16 protein-coding genes and 1 tRNA gene are annotated in these 17961 nt (G+C 66.6%); 6 read left to right on the top strand and 11 right to left on the bottom strand.

The window, feature by feature from the left end; genetic code table 11:
* The first annotated feature begins 4 nt into the window (after positions 1–4).
* Positions 5–679: an aminodeoxychorismate/anthranilate synthase component II gene (locus tag VFH65_RS08045; RefSeq protein WP_353320622.1), complete on the top strand. Its 675-nt coding sequence runs from the start codon at positions 5–7 to the stop codon at positions 677–679.
* Here the strand turns inward: VFH65_RS08045 and pknB are convergent.
* From pknB to VFH65_RS08010, 7 genes are all read right to left on the bottom strand, one after another.
* Positions 657–2537 (bottom strand): Stk1 family PASTA domain-containing Ser/Thr kinase, encoded by a 1881-nt coding sequence (gene pknB, locus VFH65_RS08040; protein ID WP_353320621.1) that lies wholly within the window; start codon positions 2535–2537, stop codon positions 657–659. The two genes, VFH65_RS08045 and pknB, sit on opposite strands and share 23 nt — an antisense overlap.
* Entirely contained in the window at positions 2534–3841 is a 1308-nt protein-coding gene (locus tag VFH65_RS08035) for a serine/threonine-protein kinase (RefSeq protein ID WP_353320620.1), read from the bottom strand. The genes pknB and VFH65_RS08035 overlap by 4 nt, the downstream gene beginning before the upstream one ends.
* Positions 3838–5313, bottom strand: a complete 1476-nt coding sequence (gene pbpA / locus VFH65_RS08030; protein ID WP_353320619.1) for a D,D-transpeptidase PbpA — start codon at positions 5311–5313, stop codon at positions 3838–3840. Before pbpA ends, VFH65_RS08035 begins: the two co-directional genes overlap by 4 nt.
* Positions 5310–6722 carry an FtsW/RodA/SpoVE family cell cycle protein gene (locus tag VFH65_RS08025; protein WP_353320618.1) on the bottom strand — a complete coding sequence of 471 codons (1413 nt, stop codon included), beginning with the start codon at positions 6720–6722 and terminating at the stop codon, positions 5310–5312. The genes pbpA and VFH65_RS08025 overlap by 4 nt, the downstream gene beginning before the upstream one ends.
* A gap of 97 nt (positions 6723–6819) precedes the next feature.
* Positions 6820–8376: a PP2C family protein-serine/threonine phosphatase gene (locus tag VFH65_RS08020; protein ID WP_353320617.1), complete on the bottom strand. Its 1557-nt coding sequence runs from the start codon at positions 8374–8376 to the stop codon at positions 6820–6822.
* Positions 8373–8840: an FHA domain-containing protein FhaB/FipA gene (locus tag VFH65_RS08015; protein WP_353320616.1), complete on the bottom strand. Its 468-nt coding sequence runs from the start codon at positions 8838–8840 to the stop codon at positions 8373–8375. Before VFH65_RS08015 ends, VFH65_RS08020 begins: the two co-directional genes overlap by 4 nt.
* 187 nt (positions 8841–9027) lie before the next feature.
* Positions 9028–10491 carry an FhaA domain-containing protein gene (locus tag VFH65_RS08010; RefSeq protein WP_353320615.1) on the bottom strand — a complete coding sequence of 488 codons (1464 nt, stop codon included), beginning with the start codon at positions 10489–10491 and terminating at the stop codon, positions 9028–9030.
* A gap of 248 nt (positions 10492–10739) precedes the next feature.
* On the opposite strand from VFH65_RS08010, the gene VFH65_RS08005 reads away from it, so the two are divergent.
* Together VFH65_RS08005 and VFH65_RS08000 are read left to right on the top strand one after the other, a co-directional pair.
* Positions 10740–10822 (top strand) — tRNA-Leu (locus VFH65_RS08005).
* A gap of 122 nt (positions 10823–10944) precedes the next feature.
* Entirely contained in the window at positions 10945–12123 is a 1179-nt protein-coding gene (locus VFH65_RS08000; protein ID WP_353320614.1) for a DUF7373 family lipoprotein, read from the top strand.
* Here VFH65_RS08000 and VFH65_RS07995 read toward each other — a convergent pair.
* Positions 12104–12706 (bottom strand): TetR/AcrR family transcriptional regulator, encoded by a 603-nt coding sequence (locus VFH65_RS07995; protein WP_353320638.1) that lies wholly within the window; start codon positions 12704–12706, stop codon positions 12104–12106. The genes VFH65_RS08000 and VFH65_RS07995 overlap by 20 nt on opposite strands.
* A gap of 84 nt (positions 12707–12790) precedes the next feature.
* On the opposite strand from VFH65_RS07995, the gene VFH65_RS07990 reads away from it, so the two are divergent.
* From VFH65_RS07990 to VFH65_RS07980, 3 genes are read left to right on the top strand one after another with little or no spacing between them, the layout of a single operon-like run.
* Positions 12791–15055: a molybdopterin-dependent oxidoreductase gene (locus VFH65_RS07990; RefSeq protein WP_353320613.1), complete on the top strand. Its 2265-nt coding sequence runs from the start codon at positions 12791–12793 to the stop codon at positions 15053–15055.
* Between the two features lie 12 nt (positions 15056–15067).
* Complete coding sequence (locus VFH65_RS07985) at positions 15068–15565, top strand: pyridoxamine 5'-phosphate oxidase family protein (protein WP_353320612.1); 498 nt, start codon at positions 15068–15070, stop codon at positions 15563–15565.
* Positions 15565–16041, top strand: coding sequence for a nitroreductase family deazaflavin-dependent oxidoreductase (locus VFH65_RS07980; protein ID WP_414688379.1), 477 nt, complete (start codon positions 15565–15567; stop codon positions 16039–16041). The genes VFH65_RS07985 and VFH65_RS07980 overlap by 1 nt, the downstream gene beginning before the upstream one ends.
* On the opposite strand, the gene VFH65_RS07975 is transcribed toward VFH65_RS07980, so the two are convergent.
* The 3 genes from VFH65_RS07975 to VFH65_RS07965 all read right to left on the bottom strand — a co-directional run.
* The gene (locus VFH65_RS07975) at positions 16038–16922 is read right to left on the bottom strand and encodes an acyl-CoA thioesterase domain-containing protein (RefSeq protein WP_353320611.1); all 885 of its coding nucleotides are present in this window, start codon (positions 16920–16922) and stop codon (positions 16038–16040) included. The two genes, VFH65_RS07980 and VFH65_RS07975, sit on opposite strands and share 4 nt — an antisense overlap.
* Before the next feature lie 28 nt (positions 16923–16950).
* Positions 16951–17283: a GNAT family N-acetyltransferase gene (locus VFH65_RS07970; protein WP_353320610.1), complete on the bottom strand. Its 333-nt coding sequence runs from the start codon at positions 17281–17283 to the stop codon at positions 16951–16953.
* On the bottom strand, positions 17280–17961 hold a 682-nt coding region (locus tag VFH65_RS07965; RefSeq protein WP_353320609.1), incomplete at its 5' end, for a pirin family protein. The genes VFH65_RS07965 and VFH65_RS07970, both read right to left, overlap by 4 nt.

Genomic DNA, 17961 nt, shown 5'->3' with positions numbered 1-17961 from the left:
CCTGATGCAGGTTTTGGTCGTCGACAATTACGACAGCTTCGTGTTCAACCTTGTCCAATATTTGGGACAGCTCGGGGTGAACGCGCAAGTGTGGCGTAACGACGATGAGCGCTTGGCCACCGACGCCGATGTCGCAAAGGTCGCCGAGGAGTTCGACGGCGTACTGCTCAGCCCCGGCCCCGGTACGCCCGAACGTGCCGGCGCGTCCATTCCCTTGGTCCGTGCATGTGCGACGGCGAAGACTCCGCTGCTCGGCGTGTGCCTGGGCCACCAGGCCATCGGAGTGGCATTCGGCGGAACGGTCGACCGTGCGCCGGAGTTACTGCATGGCAAGACCAGCACCGTGTTCCACTCGAATACCGGTGTGCTGCAAGGGCTTCCGGATCCGTTCACTGCGACGCGGTATCACTCGCTGACGATCTTGCCCGACACCGTGCCAGCCGAGCTCGAAGTCATCGCCCGAACTCAGGGTGGCGTCATCATGGGCGTGCGGCACACCGAGCTGCCGATCCACGGCGTGCAGTTCCATCCCGAGTCGATCCTCACCCAGGGTGGACACCGGATGCTGGCCAACTGGCTCGCCTACTGCGGCGCTGCGCCGGACGAGTCGCTGGTGCGCCAGCTCGAGGACGAGGTCGCGAACGCCGTGCAGGCCGCTACTGCGCGAAGCTCAGCGTGATCGGTGCGGTGACCGTGATCGGGCCGCCCGCCGGCGGGTCCTGAGTCACGATCCCGTTCGACGGGACGCCGCTGTTCTGCGCGTTCTGCAGCTTGATCAAATTGCCAGTCCACCCGTAGGACCCGCGCAGGAGCGGCTCGGCGTCGACCCAGAACATTCCCCGCAGGTTCGGCATGGTGAACTGATTGCCACGGGACACCTGAATCTGGATCAACGTGTCCACCGGAACGCTCTGTGGTGCAGGCGGATTCGTGCCGACAACCTCGCCGCTCGGCCGCGTGCCGTCGACCTCGACGGGAACGAGGTTCTGGAAGCCGGACTGGTTGAGGATCGTCCGGCAGTCATCGACGGTCAGACCCACGCAATCCGGCACTACCTTGCTGTCCGGCCCGGAGCCGACGATGACCGTGATGACGTTGGTGATCGCCGTCAGCTGATTGGCCTGCGGGTTCGTCGCTAAGACCGTGTCCTTCTGCTGGGGTGTCGACGCGTTCAGGGCCTTCTGGACGTTCTCAAACTCAGCGTCCTTGAGCAATTCGGTGCATTGCTCGTAAGTTCGGCCCTTGCAGTCCGGGATCTCCTTCTGTTCGGGACCGGTGGAGACATTGATTGTGATCTCGTCCCCGGCACCGACAAGAGTGCCCGCGGCGGGCTCGGTGTCAATGACGTGCTGAGGGTCAACCTCGGAGTCCGGCTTCCGCAGGGTGTTCGTCTTGAAACCCGCGTTTTGCAATACGGCGATTGCGTCGTTCTCCAACTGGTTGGCGACATTGGGAACTTCCACGTCGCGCGTGGTGCCGCCGAACGTGTTGATCGCGATCGTGACCACGACGGTCAGCACGGCGAGCACCGCGACCGCGATCAGCCAGCGGCCCACCGAGGCGCCGCGCTCCCGCTCGGCATACGCGGGCTCCTGCCGCGGCGCGTCGTCGAGGATGGGTTCTGTCCGCTCGCCGCGCGCGGGCGCCGACATGAACGATGTGCGCTCGGCGTCGGTGAGAACCTTGGGGGCGTCAGGCGCCTCGCCGCTGTGCACCCGCACCAGGTCCGAGCGCATCTCGGCGGCGGTCTGATAGCGGTTATCCGGATTCTTGGCCAGCGCCTTCAGCACGACGGCGTCCAGCTCGGGGGAGATGTCGTTGTGCCGCTGCGACGGCGGCACCGGATCCTCGCGCACGTGCTGATACGCCACTGCGACGGGGGAGTCGCCGACGAAAGGTGGCTCACCCGTGAGGACTTCGTACAACACGCAGCCCAGCGAATAGACGTCGGAACGCGCGTCGACCTTCTCGCCGCGGGCCTGCTCGGGCGACAGGTACTGGGCCGTCCCGATCACCGCCGCGGTCTGGGTAACGCTGTTGGCGTCCGACAGCGCGCGGGCGATACCGAAGTCCATCACCTTCACCGCGCCGGTCTTGCTGATCATGATGTTGGCCGGCTTGACGTCGCGGTGGATGATGCCGTGCTGGTGACTGAAGTTCAGCGCCTGGCAGGCGTCGGCGATGACCTCGAGCGCACGCTTCGCCGGCATCGGGCCCTCGGTGTGCACGATGTCGCGCAGCGTGACCCCGTCGACGTACTCCATCACGATGTAGGGCAGCGGCCCCTGTGGTGTCTCCGCCTCACCGGTGTCGTACACCGCCACGATGGCGGGGTGATTCAGCGCGGCGGCGTTCTGTGCTTCGCGGCGGAAGCGCAGATAGAAGCTCGGGTCGCGGGCCAGGTCCGCACGCAGCACCTTGATGGCCACGTCGCGGTGTAGCCGCTGATCGCGCGCCAAATGGACCTCGGACATGCCTCCGAAGCCGAGGATCTCACCGATTTCGTACCGGTCAGACAGGTGCTGAGGGGTCGTCATTGCCATGTTCGTTCTGGGGCCGGGGGCGTCACCTGCACCGATGCGGGCGACGCGAGCGCGTCGATTCGGGATACCCCGATTTCTTGTCCACCATGACCGATCGCACCCTGGTTGGTCCAATCCGGCATCGCGGTCGGCGACGGAGGCGGCACGGTTTCGGTGTAGGTGCTGGTCTCGGTCGACGGCCTGGTGTTCGCGTTGTCCTGCGCATTCAAGACGATGAGGATGGCGATGATGATCGCCAGCGCACCGAGCACCCCAGCGGCCCACAACAGCGCGCGCTGACCCGAGGAAAAGGTGCGCCGCGGCGCCACGGGAGTGCGGTGGCTGCCGGAAACGGGGCGTGGCCTGGCAGCGGTCATAGGTGCGCGACCGGTGACATCTGCGGCGGCACGGGCCTGAGCGGCCGACGGCACAGCAGCGGGCGTCGCCCGGCCGATGGACGGCGCCTGGTTCGGCCGTGGCGGCCGACGACCCGATCGCACCGCGGCCACCGCGTCCGCGAACGGCCCACCGGAGCGGTACCGGCTGCCGGGGTTCTTCACCAGAGTGATCTCGATGAGCTCGCGCACGTTGGGCGGCAGATCGGCAGGCAGCGGCGGAGGGGTCTCCTTGATGTGCTTCATCGCGACGGTCAACGCGCCCTCACCGGTGAACGGCCGCTTGCCCGAAACCGATTCGTAGCCAACGACTCCCAGCGAGTACACGTCACTGGCTGCGGTGGCGTCGTGGCCCAGCGCCTGTTCGGGCGCGATGTACTGGGCCGTGCCCATCACCATGCCCGTCTGCGTGACAGGCGCGGCGTCGACGGCCTTGGCGATGCCGAAGTCGGTGAGCTTCACCTGCCCCGTCGGCGTGATCAGGATGTTGCCGGGTTTGACGTCGCGGTGCACCAAGCCAGCGGTATGCGCGACCTGCAGCGCACGCCCGGTCTGTTCGAGCATGTCCAGGGCATGCCGCAGCGACAGCCGCCCGGTGCGCTTGAGCACCGAGTTGAGCGGTTCTCCGTTGACCAGTTCCATCACCAGGTACGCGGTGCGGCCCTCGCCGTCCATATCCGTCTCGCCGTAGTCGTAGACGCTGGCGATGCCCGGATGGTTCAGCATGGCGACGGTGCGTGCCTCGGCACGGAACCGCTCGACGAACTCGGCGTCCTCGGAATACTCCGCCTTGAGCACCTTGACCGCGACGCGCCGGCCCAGCCGGGAGTCGACACCCTCCCACACCTGGCCCATGCCGCCGGTGGCGATGAGCCGCTGCAGCCGATACCGGCCCGACAGAGTGACGCCGACGCGGGGGCTCATGATCCCTCCCGCAGCGCTGCGGCGATGGTGGCCCGCCCGATTGGCGCGGCCAGCGCACCGCCGGTGGCGTTGAGGCGGTCGCCTCCGTTCTCGACCAGGACTGCGACGGCGACCTTGGGTGCCTGAGCTGGCGCGAAGGCGATGTACCAGGCATGCGGCGGCGTGTTGCGCGGATCAGTACCGTGCTCCGCCGTGCCGGTCTTGGATGCGATCTGCACGCCGGCGATGGCTCCCTTCTGCTGCGTCACCTGCTCGGCGGCGACCATCAGATCCGTAAGTGTATCCGCGACCTGCTGCGACACCGCCCGGCGCTCTTCTCGTGGGGACGTCGTGCTGATGTTGGCGAGGTCGGGCCCCTTCAGGCTATCGACCAAGTACGGCCGCATCGCTACCCCTTTGTTCGCGATGGTGGCGGCGACCAACGCGTTTTGCAGTGGTGTGAGTGCAACGTCCTTCTGCCCGATACTCGACATTCCCAGCGCGGCGGCGTCGGTGATGGGCCCAACCGTCGACTCGGCGACCTGAAGCGGAATCGTCGGGGGAGTGGCGTCCAAGCCGAACGCCAGCGCGGTGGACTTGAGCGCGTCGGCACCGGTGTCGATGCCGAGTTGGACGAAGGCGGTGTTGCACGATTTCGCGAACGCGTCCCGCAACGACGCGGTCGGCCCGCCGCCGCATGACGAACCGCCGAAGTTCTCCAGCGTTGCGGTGCTGTCCGGCAACGGAATTCGAGGCTGCGCGGTGAGCTGGGTATTCGCGGTTGCGCCCGCCTGCAGCGCAGCCGCGGTGGTGATGACCTTGAATGTCGACCCGGGCGGGTAGGTCTCCGAGATGGCCCGGTTCAGCAGCGGATTGTCCGGGTTGTCCCGCAGTTGCTGCCAGGTGGTGGCCTGCTCGTCCACATTGTGCGTGGCCAGCAGGTTCGGGTCGTACGACGGCGACGAGACCATCGCCAGGATCCGTCCCGTCGACGGCTCCAGAGCGACCACCGAGCCCTTGCAGGGCCCGCGGCAGCCGTCCTCCATTGCGTCCCAAGCCGCTTGCTGCACTTGGGGATTGATGGTGGTCGACACGTTGCCGCCACGTGGATCGCGGCCGGTGAAGAAGTCGGCCAGCCTTCGACCGAACAGCCGCTGGTCGGAGCCGTTGAGAATGGTGTCCTCGGCACGCTCGAGCCCCGTGCTCGAATAGCTCAGCGAGTAGAAGCCGGTGACCGGCGCGTAGGCCAACGGATTCGGATACACCCGCAGGAAGCGGAACCGTCCCTCGGTCGAGACCGAATAGGCGAGCAGCTGACCGCCCGCCGAAATCTGGCCCCGCTGACGCGAATACTCGTCGAGCAGCACGCGCTGGTTGCGCGGATCTGAGCGCAGGCCGTCGGCGGTGAACACCTGGGTCAGCGTGGCGTTGACGAGCAGCAGCACGACCAGCGCCATGATCATGACGGAAATGCGGCGAAGCGAGGTGTTCATACCTTCTCGATCACCTCGGTGCCCGCGGCCGCGATCGACGTCGGGTTGGCCGCGCGGGTATCGATCGGGCGTCGCGCCGCGTGCGAGATCCGCATCAGGATCGCCAGCAGCAGATAGTTCGCGAGCAGCGACGAACCGCCGTACGACATCCACGGTGTGGTCAGCCCGGTCAACGGGATCAACTTGGTGACACCGCCGACGACGATGAACAATTGGATCGCCAGCGTCGACGCCAGGCCCGCGGCCAGCAGCTTGCCGAAGCTGTCCCGCACGGCGATCGCGGTGCGAAGTCCGCGGATGATGACGATCGTGTAGAGCATCAGCACGGCGGCCAACCCGACGAGCCCGAGTTCTTCGCCGACGGCGGCGATGATGAAGTCGGTCGACGCGGCAGGCACCGTGCCGGGTTGTCCGTTGCCGAGTCCGGTGCCGAAGATTCCGCCGGTCGCGAAGCTGAACAGCGACTGCACCATCTGATAACCCGCGCCGTCGGGATCGGCGAACGGATCCATCCAGGTCTGCACGCGCACCCGGACGTGGTCGAAAACGTAATACGCCGCAACGCTTCCCGCGGCGAACAAGCCCAAGCCGATGACCACCCAGCTGAACCGGTCGGTGGCGATGTACACCAGCACCAGGAACGACGCGTACAGCAGCAGCGACGTGCCGAGGTCCTTCTCGAAGACCATCACACCGATCGAGGCGATCCACGCCGCCAACAGCGGAGCGAGGTCACGGGGCCGCGGCAGGTCCATGCCCAGGAAATGCTTTCCGGCGCTGGTGAATAGGCTCCGCTTCGCCACCAGCACCGACGCGAAGAAAACGAGCAGCAGGATCTTGGAGAATTCGGCGGGCTGAATCGAGAAGCCCGGCAACTCAATCCAGATCTTGGCGCCGTTCTGCTCGGACATCGAGCGCGGCAGCACCGCCGGGATCACCAACAGGATCAGCCCGGCCAGCCCGCAGACGTAGCCGTACCGCGACAGCATCCGGTGATCCCGCAGGAAGATCACGACAAGCGAAAACCCGATGACGCCGACCAGCGTCCACAACGTCTGCTGGTTTGCGGTACCGCCAAGGCCTTGTGACGTCAGCTCTCCGGAGGCCAGGTCCAACCGGTGAATCATCACCAGGCCCAAGCCATTTAGCAGCGCGACGACCGGCAGCAGCAGCGGGTCGGCGTACGGCGCGAATCGGCGCACGGTCAGATGTGCAGCGGCGAACAACGCGAGATAGGCGACGGTGTACTGCGCTAGATCCCAGTGGATGCCCTGCTCCTGATTCGCCTCGACTAGCAATAGCGCCACCGTGGTGATGACCGCGGCGAAGCCGAGCAGAACCAGTTCGGCGTTGCGCCGGTTCGGAAGCGGCGGCATGACGGCGACGGGCGATTGCGGCTGGGTGGTCATGTCTCGACCCCCGCTCGTCCCCTGCCCTTCGGGCGTGGGCCCACCGGTCCTCGCTCGTACCTCGCTGCGATCCTCACTCGCGCTCGTCTTTGGGTCGTCATGCCACTTCCCGGCAGTTGGTGCCCGGCTCAGGCGGCGGCGGAGGCAGTGCCGTCACATTCGATGGGGACGGCGGTGGCGACGGTGACGGAGGCGGTGGCAGCGGCGACTCCGGAGGAGTGGGCTGACCGGGTGGCGGCGGCGGCGCGGGGGTGGGTGCGGTGACCGTGGTCGGCGTCTCGGGCGCGGGTATGCCGGGGAGTCGTGGCTCGCCGGTGTCACCGGGCTGTCCCGATTCGGGTAGGTGTGGCGTCGGCGTCGGCGACTGCGTTGTCTTCGGCGCGGGCCGCGGACAAACGGGTAGCACGGAGCTATGCGAGAGCTCCTCGATCTGCGCGATGGCTTCGTCGAGCGTGCCCGAGGGCAGGCCCGCGATCACCTGCGCGCGTTCGGAGGGTCGCATATCGTTGACGCTCAGCATCCGGCAGCTCAGACTGTCGCGGGACTGGCTTGCGCCGATGAGCGACAACTCATTTCGTTCGTTGAGGCAGCCCAGCAGAAACGGTTCCTGAAGCGCGACGCCTAGAAAGGAACCCTGAACACCCCGCATGATCGAGACAGTGCCGGCGTGTTCGCTTACGTAATAGTTACTGCGCACGATCTCGCGACCGATGGCCAGCCCGGCGAGCACCACGAGAACCAGCAGCACCGCGGCGATGACCATTCGGCGCCGCGACCGTGGACGCGGCACAGGCTCTTCAGGTTGCGGGACAACACGTTTGGCGACGTTGCGCTTCGGGTTGAATGCCGAGGCGCGGCCGGCGGCCGTGTTGGGTGGTGCGACTTGGTCGTCGTCGCCGCTGACCGCACCGGCAAGGATCGGCTGGGTCTGGCCGTAGTCGTAGTCGATGACATCGGCGACCACGACCGTAACGTTGTCGGGCCCGCCGCCGCGTAGCGCCAATTCGATGAGTCTGTCGGCACTTTCGGCGACATCGGAGATCTGCAGCGCCTCGAGGATGGTTTCGTGACTGACCGGATCGGAAAGTCCGTCGGAGCACAGCAGATACCGGTCGCCGGCGCGGGCTTCGCGCATGATCAGCGTCGGTTCCACCTCGTGGCCGGTGAGCGCCCGCATGATCAGCGACCGCTGCGGGTGGCTGTGCGCCTCCTCGGCGGTGATGCGTCCCTCGTCGACCAGCGTCTGGACGAACGTGTCGTCCTTGGTGATCTGCGTGAGTTCACCGTCGCGCAGCAGATAGCCGCGCGAGTCGCCGATATGGACCAGCCCAAGTCTGTTGCCCGCGAACAGGATTGCGGTCAACGTGGTGCCCATGCCCTCGAGCTCGGGATCGGCTTCGACGTGTGCGGCAATGGCCGAGTTGCCCTCGCGGACTGCGTCGTCGAGCTTGCTCAGCAGATCGCCACCGGGCTCGTCGTCGTCGAGGTGGGCCAGCGCGGCGATCACCAGCTGCGAGGCGACCTCGCCTGCGGCGTGACCGCCCATGCCGTCAGCGAGCGCCAGAAGTCGCGCACCGGCGTACACCGAGTCTTCATTGTTCGCGCGGACCAACCCACGGTCGCTGCGTGCGGCGTATCGAAGCACCAGTGTCACGGGCGCAGCTCGATTACCGTTTTGCCGATTCGAACCGGCGTGCCCATCGGAACCCGTACCGCCGTAGTCACCTTCGCCCTGTCAAGGTATGTGCCGTTGGTCGATCCTAGGTCTTCGACATACCATTCCGAACCCCGTGGCGACAGCCTGGCGTGCCGTGTCGACGCGTAATCGTCGGTGAGCACCAGCGTCGAGTCGTCGGCGCGGCCGATCAGCACCGGCTGGCTGCCCAACGTGATGCGGGTGCCGGCCAGGGCGCCCTCGGTGACCACGAGCTGACGCGCGACATTGCGGCGGCCCCGGTTTGGCAGCAGCGAGCCCCGCAGCGCCAGCCCCCGTCGCACCATCACCGCGCCGGTCGGTGCATAGATATCGGTCCGCAGGATCCGCAGCACCGACCAGATGAACAGCCACAGCAGGAGCAGGAATCCGACGCGCGTCAGTTGCAGTACTAACCCCTGCATCTGACGTCCTCTCTGAGGTCCAATGTCGCCGGCGGGGCGGCTTCGGCCCCCTCCCGTTCACGTCGCGCCGGCGACAGGATCTGCGCAGCCACCTTCGGCAACGTCACGATACTTGGGCAGCGATCGGCGTGCGGGTGAAGCGAACAGCTTCGATCCAGGCGCAACCTGTTCGAGACCAGACCAGCGCTCAGTGAACCCGGACGATGATCTCGGAGTGACCCAGCCGAATCACGTCGCCGTCGGCCAGCTGCCACTCCTGCACCGGCGCGTTGTTCACCGTCGTGCCGTTGGTGGAATTCAGGTCCGCCAGCAGAGCGACCTGGCCATCCCAGCGGATCTCCAGATGCCTGCGTGACACCCCGGTGTCGGGCAGCCGGAACTGGGCGTCCTGGCCGCGACCGATCACGTTGGCACCCTCGCGCAACTGGTAGGTCCGGCCACTGCCGTCGTCGAGCTGAAGCGTGACGGCGGTGCCTGCGGCCGGGTAGTCGCCCTGGCCGTAACCGCCGCCGTACGCGCCTGCCTGCCCGGCGGGCTGACCGTAGTCGTATCCGCCTCCAGCTGGCTCGGCATAGCCGGCTTCGGCGTATCCGCCTGCTGGCGGCTCGCCGTAGCGGCCGTAGTCGGGCTGAGCGTAATCCTGACGGCCGTACGCCTGCCCGCCGTAGCCGCCCTGATCCGGGTAGCCGCCCTGCTCGGGGTAGCCGCCCTGGTCCGGGTAGGCCGGACGCGGTTCGGGCCTGCCGTAATCTTCGTGGCGTCCCGGTGCGGGCGGACGTCCGTAGTCGTAATCACCGGCAGGGGCGCCGTAGCCCGGCTGGCCACCCTGCGGCGGGCCGTACCCGCCGGGTGCAGGCCGGTGACCCGGGTCTGGATAACCGCCACCTGGCGGCGGGCCGTATCCGGCGGGCGGACGCTGCTCGTAGGACTGCGGCGGGTAGCCGCCCTGCTCCGGGTAGCCGCCCTGCTCGGGATAGCCGCCCTGCTCGGGATAGCCACCCTGCTCGGGATAGCCACCCTGCTCGGGATAACCCTGGCGGGGCGGATACGCCGGCTCGCCCTGCGGCGGGTAACCGGCTGGCTCTGGCGGGGGCTGCTGGCCGCGCGGATCGGGGCGCCCGTCCTCTGGGCGCCCGTACCGCTCGTCGTAATACTCGTCGGCGGGCCGCCCCGGTCCCTGGCCGCCGCGATAGTTCGGGTTGTCGGTCATCGCTGGTACTCCTGATTCTGCGGTGGACGAGCGTTCTCGAGGTGGTGGGGCGGGTTCGCCTGTGGTCGAGTCGGGATTGACCGCGCCACGCGCGCGAAACTGTCCGGTGTGCAGGTTCGGTGACTGCTCAAATCTGACGACCACATCACCATACGTTTGCCACCCCTGGTCATGGATGTAACCCTCCAAGTGCTTGGCGAAAGTGGTCGATGTGAGGTCCGGGTCGGCGCTCACCTTCTGATAGTCAGGCACACTGAGGGTAATGACGTAGTCGTTCGGTGCCAAAATGCGGCCGCCGAGCACTTCGCGGGCACCGGTGTCGGCTTCCCGCCGAAGCATCGCCTCGACCTCTTGCGGCACAATCGATCCGCCGAATACCCGGGCGAATGCGTCCCCGACGGTGGATTCGAGTTTGCGCTCGATGCGGTCGACTAGACCCATATCACCGCCCCACTCACTCGTCGTTATCCGTCGGTCCTGCTCACGCGGCCGTGCGCCAGCGTGTCGCCTGGCCCCACCTGCTTCTAGCATGGTATCGGCCCAGTGCAGCGGTGCGGGACCATCAGAATTCTGAGAATCGCATCGGGGCAGGTCAGCCGTCCGATCAAGATCGGCTCAGTGCCCACCCGGGCCGGTTCTGTACGGTTGAAGGCTGGGGCGCCGAGCGTGATAGGCTCCCCCGGTTGTTGGGGCGAGTGGCGGAATGGCAGACGCGCTGGCTTCAGGTGCCAGTGTCCTTCGGGACGTGGGGGTTCAAGTCCCCCTTCGCCCACAAAAATCTAGAGGCGGGTCATCATTTTCGATGACTCGCCTCTAATTCTCGGAAGCACTTTCGGTGTCGCGCACGGTAGTTTTTTGCGAATGCGCCACGGTGTCGGTCGTCAACTAATCAAAGTGGCGTTGCTCGTATTCACGGTGATGCTTTTCGCCGCGTGTACGTCCAACGTCGATGGTTCACCCGTCAAAGCCCAGGGCGCCGCGCCGCCGCAAGGATCGATCGACGTCGACAAGCTCGACGTCGGGCCGTATCCGACGAAGCCCAGCGCGCCGCTCGGGGTCGCGGGTGATCCGCGCAGGGGCGTGGTCATCGAGGCCCAGCGCATGGCCAACAACGTCATCGGGCCGTGGGAGGTCGACTCCGCGTTGACGGGGTCGTTCGGATTCGGCGCCCTGGTGCTCGACAGCGCCAAGGCCATGGCGTTGATCGGGCCAGGCGAACTGGCCGCGGTGGCGGGCGGCCACAACTTCATCAACGGCTTCGCATCGGCCCGGGTGGCCGAGAACAAGAAGATGCTGTTGAACGCGGTGCTGCGGTTCCCCGACGAAGCATCGGCCACCGCCGCGGCAACCGACTTGGGCACCACCGCGCTGCAGCAGCAGGGAGTCGACGGCCCCGCTGCGCGAGTGCCGATCCCGAATTACGCTGACGCGCAGGCGAATCAGTACACCACCATCGATCGCGGCTCCGCGAAGTGGAACGCGGTGCGGTCCTTCACGGCCCATGGCCCCTACGTGCTGATGCAACTGGGCCAGTCGACCGAGGGACTCGACCCTGCGCTCGCGTTGGTGTCGAAGACCATCGAGTTGCAGAGCCAGGTCATCGACGGCTTCCGGGCGACGGATCCGTCCGAGTTCGCCGACATCTCGATCGACCCGAACGGATTGTTGGAGCGCACGCTGCCGATGCCCGAGGAGGACGCCACACCCGCGCAGAACGCAACGTATGAGACGCGCGGCGCGCTGCATTTCCAAAGCGATCCGGTGCGCTCGGCTAAGTTGTTCGTAGACACCAAAACCGATCTGATCGCCATGGCGAAGACGAACGTCTACCAGACCGACGATGCCAAGGGCGCGACGGGAATCGTCGACGGCTTCTATGCCGAGGTGGAGCCGACGGCGAAGCCGGCCAACCCGGTGAAGAACATGCCAGATAGCCGCTGCCTGCAATTCGAGGACGGCGGCTTCTACTGTTTGGCCGCCGCGGACCGGTATGCGATCGAGACCAGCGGGCCGAACCTGCTGGACACCCAACAGCAGGTTGCGGCGCAGTACGTCATGTTGATGAGCGGCTGAGTACGCCGCCAAGCACTAGCTCGGCCAGTTCCTTGGCGGCGGTGTCGACGTCCTTGATGCGGCGTACGCACACCGCATACCAAGCGCCACCGGCGATGACGTCCATGACGGTGTCGGCGCTGATGCCGGACCGCGCCGTACCGTCGGCCACCGCGTCGCCGACCCTGGCGGCGAGCTGACTGCGGGCGGTGGCTTCCAGACGGTCGCTGAGGACACGGCGAAGTTGACGATTCGACCGTAAGTCGTTGAGCAGACCGGGAATTGCCTCGCGTACGGCGGCGTCGCCGTACATGCGCAGGGCCCCGCGGCACAGCCGGGTGATCTCGGCGGCGAAGTCGTCCTCGGGCCGTTCGGGGCCGAGGTCGGGGAAGAGCGCCTCGTGGACCAACTGCGCCTTCGAACTCCACCGGCGATACACGGTGGGTCTGCTGACACCGGCGGTGGTCGCGATCAGGTCGATTGTCGTCGCCGCATAGCCGCGGTCGATCAGCAGCCGGCGCGTCGTTGCCAGCACGGCCGAGTCGATGGACGGATCGCGACGTGAGCCCTGCCGCCGATGACGTGACGCCGCGGTCTCCACGATTCGCGCCTCCACTCGGTCGTTTGTCGTTACAGTGTGTCACAACAAACTGGCAGGCTGCGCACGCGCGGAAGAGGGAGGCACCCAATGACCGCCGGACTCACCCCACCCTTGGCCGGTATCGGCGAGGACGGCCGCCACCTCTACACCTGCCCGTTGTGCGAAGCCATGTGCGGCTTGGAGATTCAAGTCGATGGCGGACAGGTGGCCGGCATCCGCGGCAATCGCGACGACACCTGGAGCCGCGGCCACATCTGCCCGAAGGGCGCGACGCTCGGCGCCATTCACGAGGACCCCGACCGCATCCGCCGCCCGATGATTAAGGTCGACGGGCAATGGCAGGAGGTCAGCTGGGACGCGGCATTCCGGCGGTGCACGGAGCTGCTGGCCCCGGTGATCGAGAAGCACGGCATCGCAGCGGTGACGTGCTACACCGGTAACCCGCTCGCCCACTCGTTCTCGCTGGGCCGCTACACCGGGGTGCTGCTTGGCATGTCCGGCATCCCGCTCAGCTACTCGCCGGGCACGGTCGACCAGTGGCCGAAAAACCTGTCGTCACATCTGATGTACGGCGGATGGTGGACGTTCCCGGTCCCCGACATCGAACGCACCGATCTGCTGGTCGTAATGGGTGCGAACCCGGCCGCGTCGCAGGGTTCGCTGCTCGCGGCGCCCGACGTGATGGGCATCATCGACGGAATTCGCAAGCGCGGCAAGGTGATTGTCGTCGACCCGGTGCGTACCGCGACCGCTGCGCGCGCCGACGAGTGGCTGCCGATTACGCCAGGAACCGATGCGGCACTTCTGATGGCCGTCGCGCACGTGCTGTTCGCGGAGAACCTCGTCTCGCTCGGTGATATCGAACCGCACATCGACGGGCTCGAGCGGATGCGCGAGATGGCCGCGCAGTGGTCACCGGAACGGGTCGCCGCAGTCACCGGCATCGATGCCGAGCGCATCCGCGCGTTGGCCCGCGAACTGGCTGGCACCAAGCGAGCCGTGGTGTACGGCCGAATCGGCTTGTGCAATCAGGAATTCGGTAGTTTGGCCAGCTGGCTCGTCGACGTCATCAACATCCTCACCGGGCACTTCGATGTTCCCGGCGGATCGATGTTTCCCCGTGCGACGGCGTGGTCGCTCACCATGCAGCCGATACCCGGTCTGGAAGACGGGGCGCCCGAGTTCGGCCGGTTCCGCACCAGGGTCCGCGGCGCGAAAGAGGTGCTGGGTCAGGTGCCGGTGTCCTGTTTGGCCGAAGAGATCGCGACGCCGGGGGAGGGTCAGATCAAGGCGCTCATCACCGTGGCGGGCAACCCGGTGCTCTCGACGCCGGCCGGTCACAAGCTCGACGAGGTGCTTCCGACACTGGACGCGATGATCTCCGTCGACCTGTGGCTCAACGAGACCACCCGGCACGCCGACGTGATCTTGCCCGCGCCGTCTCCGCTCGAACAGCCGCACCACGACGACCTCATCCTCAACTTCGCGATCAACAGCATCGCGAACTACTCGCCGCCGGTATTCGCCCCCGAAGATCCAGATCGGCCGCAGGAGTGGGAGATCCTCATCCGCCTGACGGGACTGTGCACCGGCACACCAGCGGAGGACGTCGACGTCGCGGCGATCGACGACGGCTTTTTCGACTACATGGCCTTCACCCAGGGGCTCGACGGCGCGGAAATCCGAAGGAACTACGACTCGGTTGGTTTGACTGGCGGGCCCGAACGCATTCTCGACCTCACGCTGCGCACCGGGCCCTTCGGCGACCGCTACGGCGAGAATCCCGACGGCCTCACTCTGGACAAGCTCAAAGCGCAACCGAACGGCATCAACTTCGGGCGCATGGTGCCTCAGGTCCCAGAGATCCTCGGGACTGCGGACCGCAAGATCCGCCTTGCACCGCAGTACCTGCTCGACGACCTGCCCAGGCTGGGGCAGCGGCTTGACCGCGCACCCGACGAGATGGTGCTGGTCAGTCGGCGACATCTGCGGTCCAACAACTCGTGGCTGCATAACGTCGGGCCGTTGATGAAGGGCAAGGATCGCTGCACGCTGCTCATGCATCGCGACGACGCGGCCAAGCGACATGTCGCGACGGGCGACCTGGTCACAGTCACGTCGTCCGGTGGGCACATCGAGGTGCCCGTCGAGGTGACCGACGCGATCATGCCGGGAGTGGTGTCGATGCCGCACGGCTGGGGCCACGGCAAGCCGGGCACCCGCATGTCGGTCGCCAATGATTCGCCCGGCGTGAACACCAACATCCTTTCGCCGCCGACGTTCATCGACGAGCCGTCCGGCAACGGAGCGCTCAACGGCATCCCGGTGACGGTGACCGCCGTCGCGAACTGATAGGCATTAGGCGTGGGTACAAACCAACGCGCGAAGATCGTCATGACCGACGACGAAATCGCCGAATTCATTGAGCGCAGTCGCACCGCGACGATGGCCACCGTGCTACCCGACGGCAGGCCGCACCTGGTCGCGATGTGGTACGCGGTGGTCGATGGCGAGATCTGGTTCGAGACCAAGGCCAAGTCGCAGAAGGCAGTCAATCTGCGCCGCGACCCGACGATCACAGTGATGATCGAGGACGGGCAGAGCTACGACACGTTGCGCGGGGTCTCCATCGACGGCAACGCCGAGATCGTCGATGACCCGGAAACCATTCTGCGCGTTGGGATTAGCGTGTGGGAGCGCTATACCGGTCCCTACACCGAAGAGATGCGGCCGTTCGTCGACCAGATGATGAACAACCGGATCTGCGTACGGGTGGTGCCGATCCGGATGCGTAGCTGGGATCACCGCAAGCTCGGCATGGGCGAGATGCCCGTCGGCGGCAGCACGGCGCAGTACCTCTGATGCCTCAGGAACGCCCGAAGCAGCTGGACTCTCCGCTGCTCCCCAAAATCTTCAAGTACGCGGGCAAGGCGCATGTGTGGGTCTATCGCCGAACCGGCGGGCGCATCGGCGGCAAGTGGCGCATCGGTGCGGGCTTCCGCAAGCCGGTGCCGACGCTGTTGCTCGAGCACCGCGGACGCAAGTCCGGCAAGGTGTTCGTCACGCCGCTGCTGTATATGTTCGACGGCTCGGACGTGGTGATCGTCGCGTCGCAGGGCGGACGGCCCGAGGACCCGCAGTGGTATCGCAACCTGATGGCGAACCCCGACACCTTCGTCGAGATCGGCGCCGATCGCCGCGCGGTGCACGCCGTCACGGCCGACTCGGAACAGCGGACGCGGCTGTGGCCGAAGCTGGTCGAGGTCTACGCGGACTTCGAGAATTACCAGAGCTGGACCGAGCGCGAGATCCCGGTGGTGATCCTGCAGCCGCGCTAAGGCCTCGGCGGGGCGAAGCCGGTATTGGCCAACGCGGTGGCCACACCGCTGCCGATCGGGCCGAACTGGTCGACGATGGTGGCGACGCCAGTCGCAACACCGGCGTGGCTGTAGTGCGTCAGCGCGGCAAGGCCGATGTACGGCCCTTCCGGCAAGCGGCTAAGGGTCAGCGTGTAGTCGGCGTTGATGAAGTTCAAACCCTCTGTGCCGTAATGGGTTAGCGAACTGGTCATGTCGCCGGCCATGGCCGCGCGGGAAAACGGGGTGAGTGGTTCTCCTTCGACCAGCGGCCGGATATCGCGCACCCAGATGTACTTCGGACCTGCGTGTTGCCAGCCGCTGAGCCCGAAGTCCGGCCCCGGCGTATCCCGGTCATTCCCCTGGTCGCTGCGCTCCTGCCCGCCGGTATCTCTGCCGTACGTCCATACCAGCATCGTCAAGTCTTCGGGAATCGGGTCGGGCGTCGGCGGTAGCGGCGGCATGGTCACCGGCGATGACCAGATCTCGTCGACTGGTTGTTCGCCGCGGCGCAGGAACAAGGCGCTGGCGCGGGCGACGACCGCGCCGGACTGCGTCATCACCGAATCCACCAACCTCAGCCGCCGACCTTCGCGGGCGACGGTGGTGCACATCTCAACGGGTGCAAGCGCGGCAGGGCGCAGCAAGTCGACGGTCAACCGGGCGGGCTGGAAGTCGGGGTCGCCTGCGGCGCGTTCAATGGCATGGCCGAGGAGGCCGCCGACGAAGTTGCCGCTGATGGTCTGGCCCCAGGGGCCGCGCGCGATCGGCGTTGGCACGAAGCTGTCACCCTCGGCGACGAAGAACGCCGAGGGCAAGGCGCCAGCGGCGCGTACGTCGGTCGCGCGAGGCTGTGTCGTCATCGCGACCGACGATAGCGCGCTAGCTCATCTAAGAATTCGCCAGCCAGCGCTTGATGTCAGTGTCGACGGGGTCGACGACGTCGGCGAATTCGTCGTGCTTCTCGACGTAGGACGCCACCATCTTGCACACGGGGACGATGCGCAACCCGGCATCGCGGGTGGCCTGCAGCGCTTCACCGATGAGAATGGTTGCCAGACCGCGTCCTTCGAAGTCGTCGGCCACCTCGGTGTGGGTGAAGATGCGTTGGCCGTCACGGTCGGAGAACTGGGTCAGCCCGACGGATTTGCCGTCGACGGAAATGGTGAAGCGGTTGGATTCGGCGGCGACGGTCGTCGGTGCACCGGTTTTGTCGGTGGTCATCTGTCTCCTATACCCGGATTAGGCCGAGGCCTGAGCGTGGCGTTCGGCAGCGGGGGTGCGGGCAGCCGCGACACCGCGCCGCGGTAACCCTGCACGGCGCCGAAGCGGTCGTCGCGCTCCTCCCACTGTCGCCGGTACATCGCGATGTCCTCGTGGCTGCGGCCAACGAAGTTCCACCACATCAGCAGCTGTTCGGGGAACGGGGTCCCGCCCAGCAGAATCACCCGAGCCGGGCCGTCACCGCGGTTAACGATGTTGAGCTGTCCGCTGCCGGCGGCGTGGAAGGAGAGGTCGGCGATGTCCAGCGTGGTGCCCGCGACTTCGACGCTGCCCTGGTCGAGCAGCACACCGTGCTCGAAGGCGGCATCGACATCCACCGTCAGATCGGCGCCGGGCTCGAGGTCGATCTGCGCGCCGAGCAGCGGGGTGAACGTGTGCACGGGCGAGCGGTCGCCGGCGAGTTCGCCGAGGAACACCCGTACCGTCGCGCCGCCGAGACCACGTGGTGTCGGCACATAGTGGGCGAAGTCGCGCGCCGTGTTGCGGTCGGCGCCGGGCAGCGCCACCCAGAGTTGTACGCCGTGCAGCGTGGACGTCGCGGCGGTCGACACTTCTGAGTGACAGATCCCCGCGCCCGCGGTCATCAGGTTCAGCTCGCCGGGCCGCACCATCGCGTGC

It is taken from the genome of Mycobacterium sp. (assembly GCF_035697385.1).
In the GTDB taxonomy this organism is placed as follows: domain Bacteria; phylum Actinomycetota; class Actinomycetes; order Mycobacteriales; family Mycobacteriaceae; genus Mycobacterium.
This window is presented reverse-complemented; position numbering and strand designations above follow the sequence as displayed.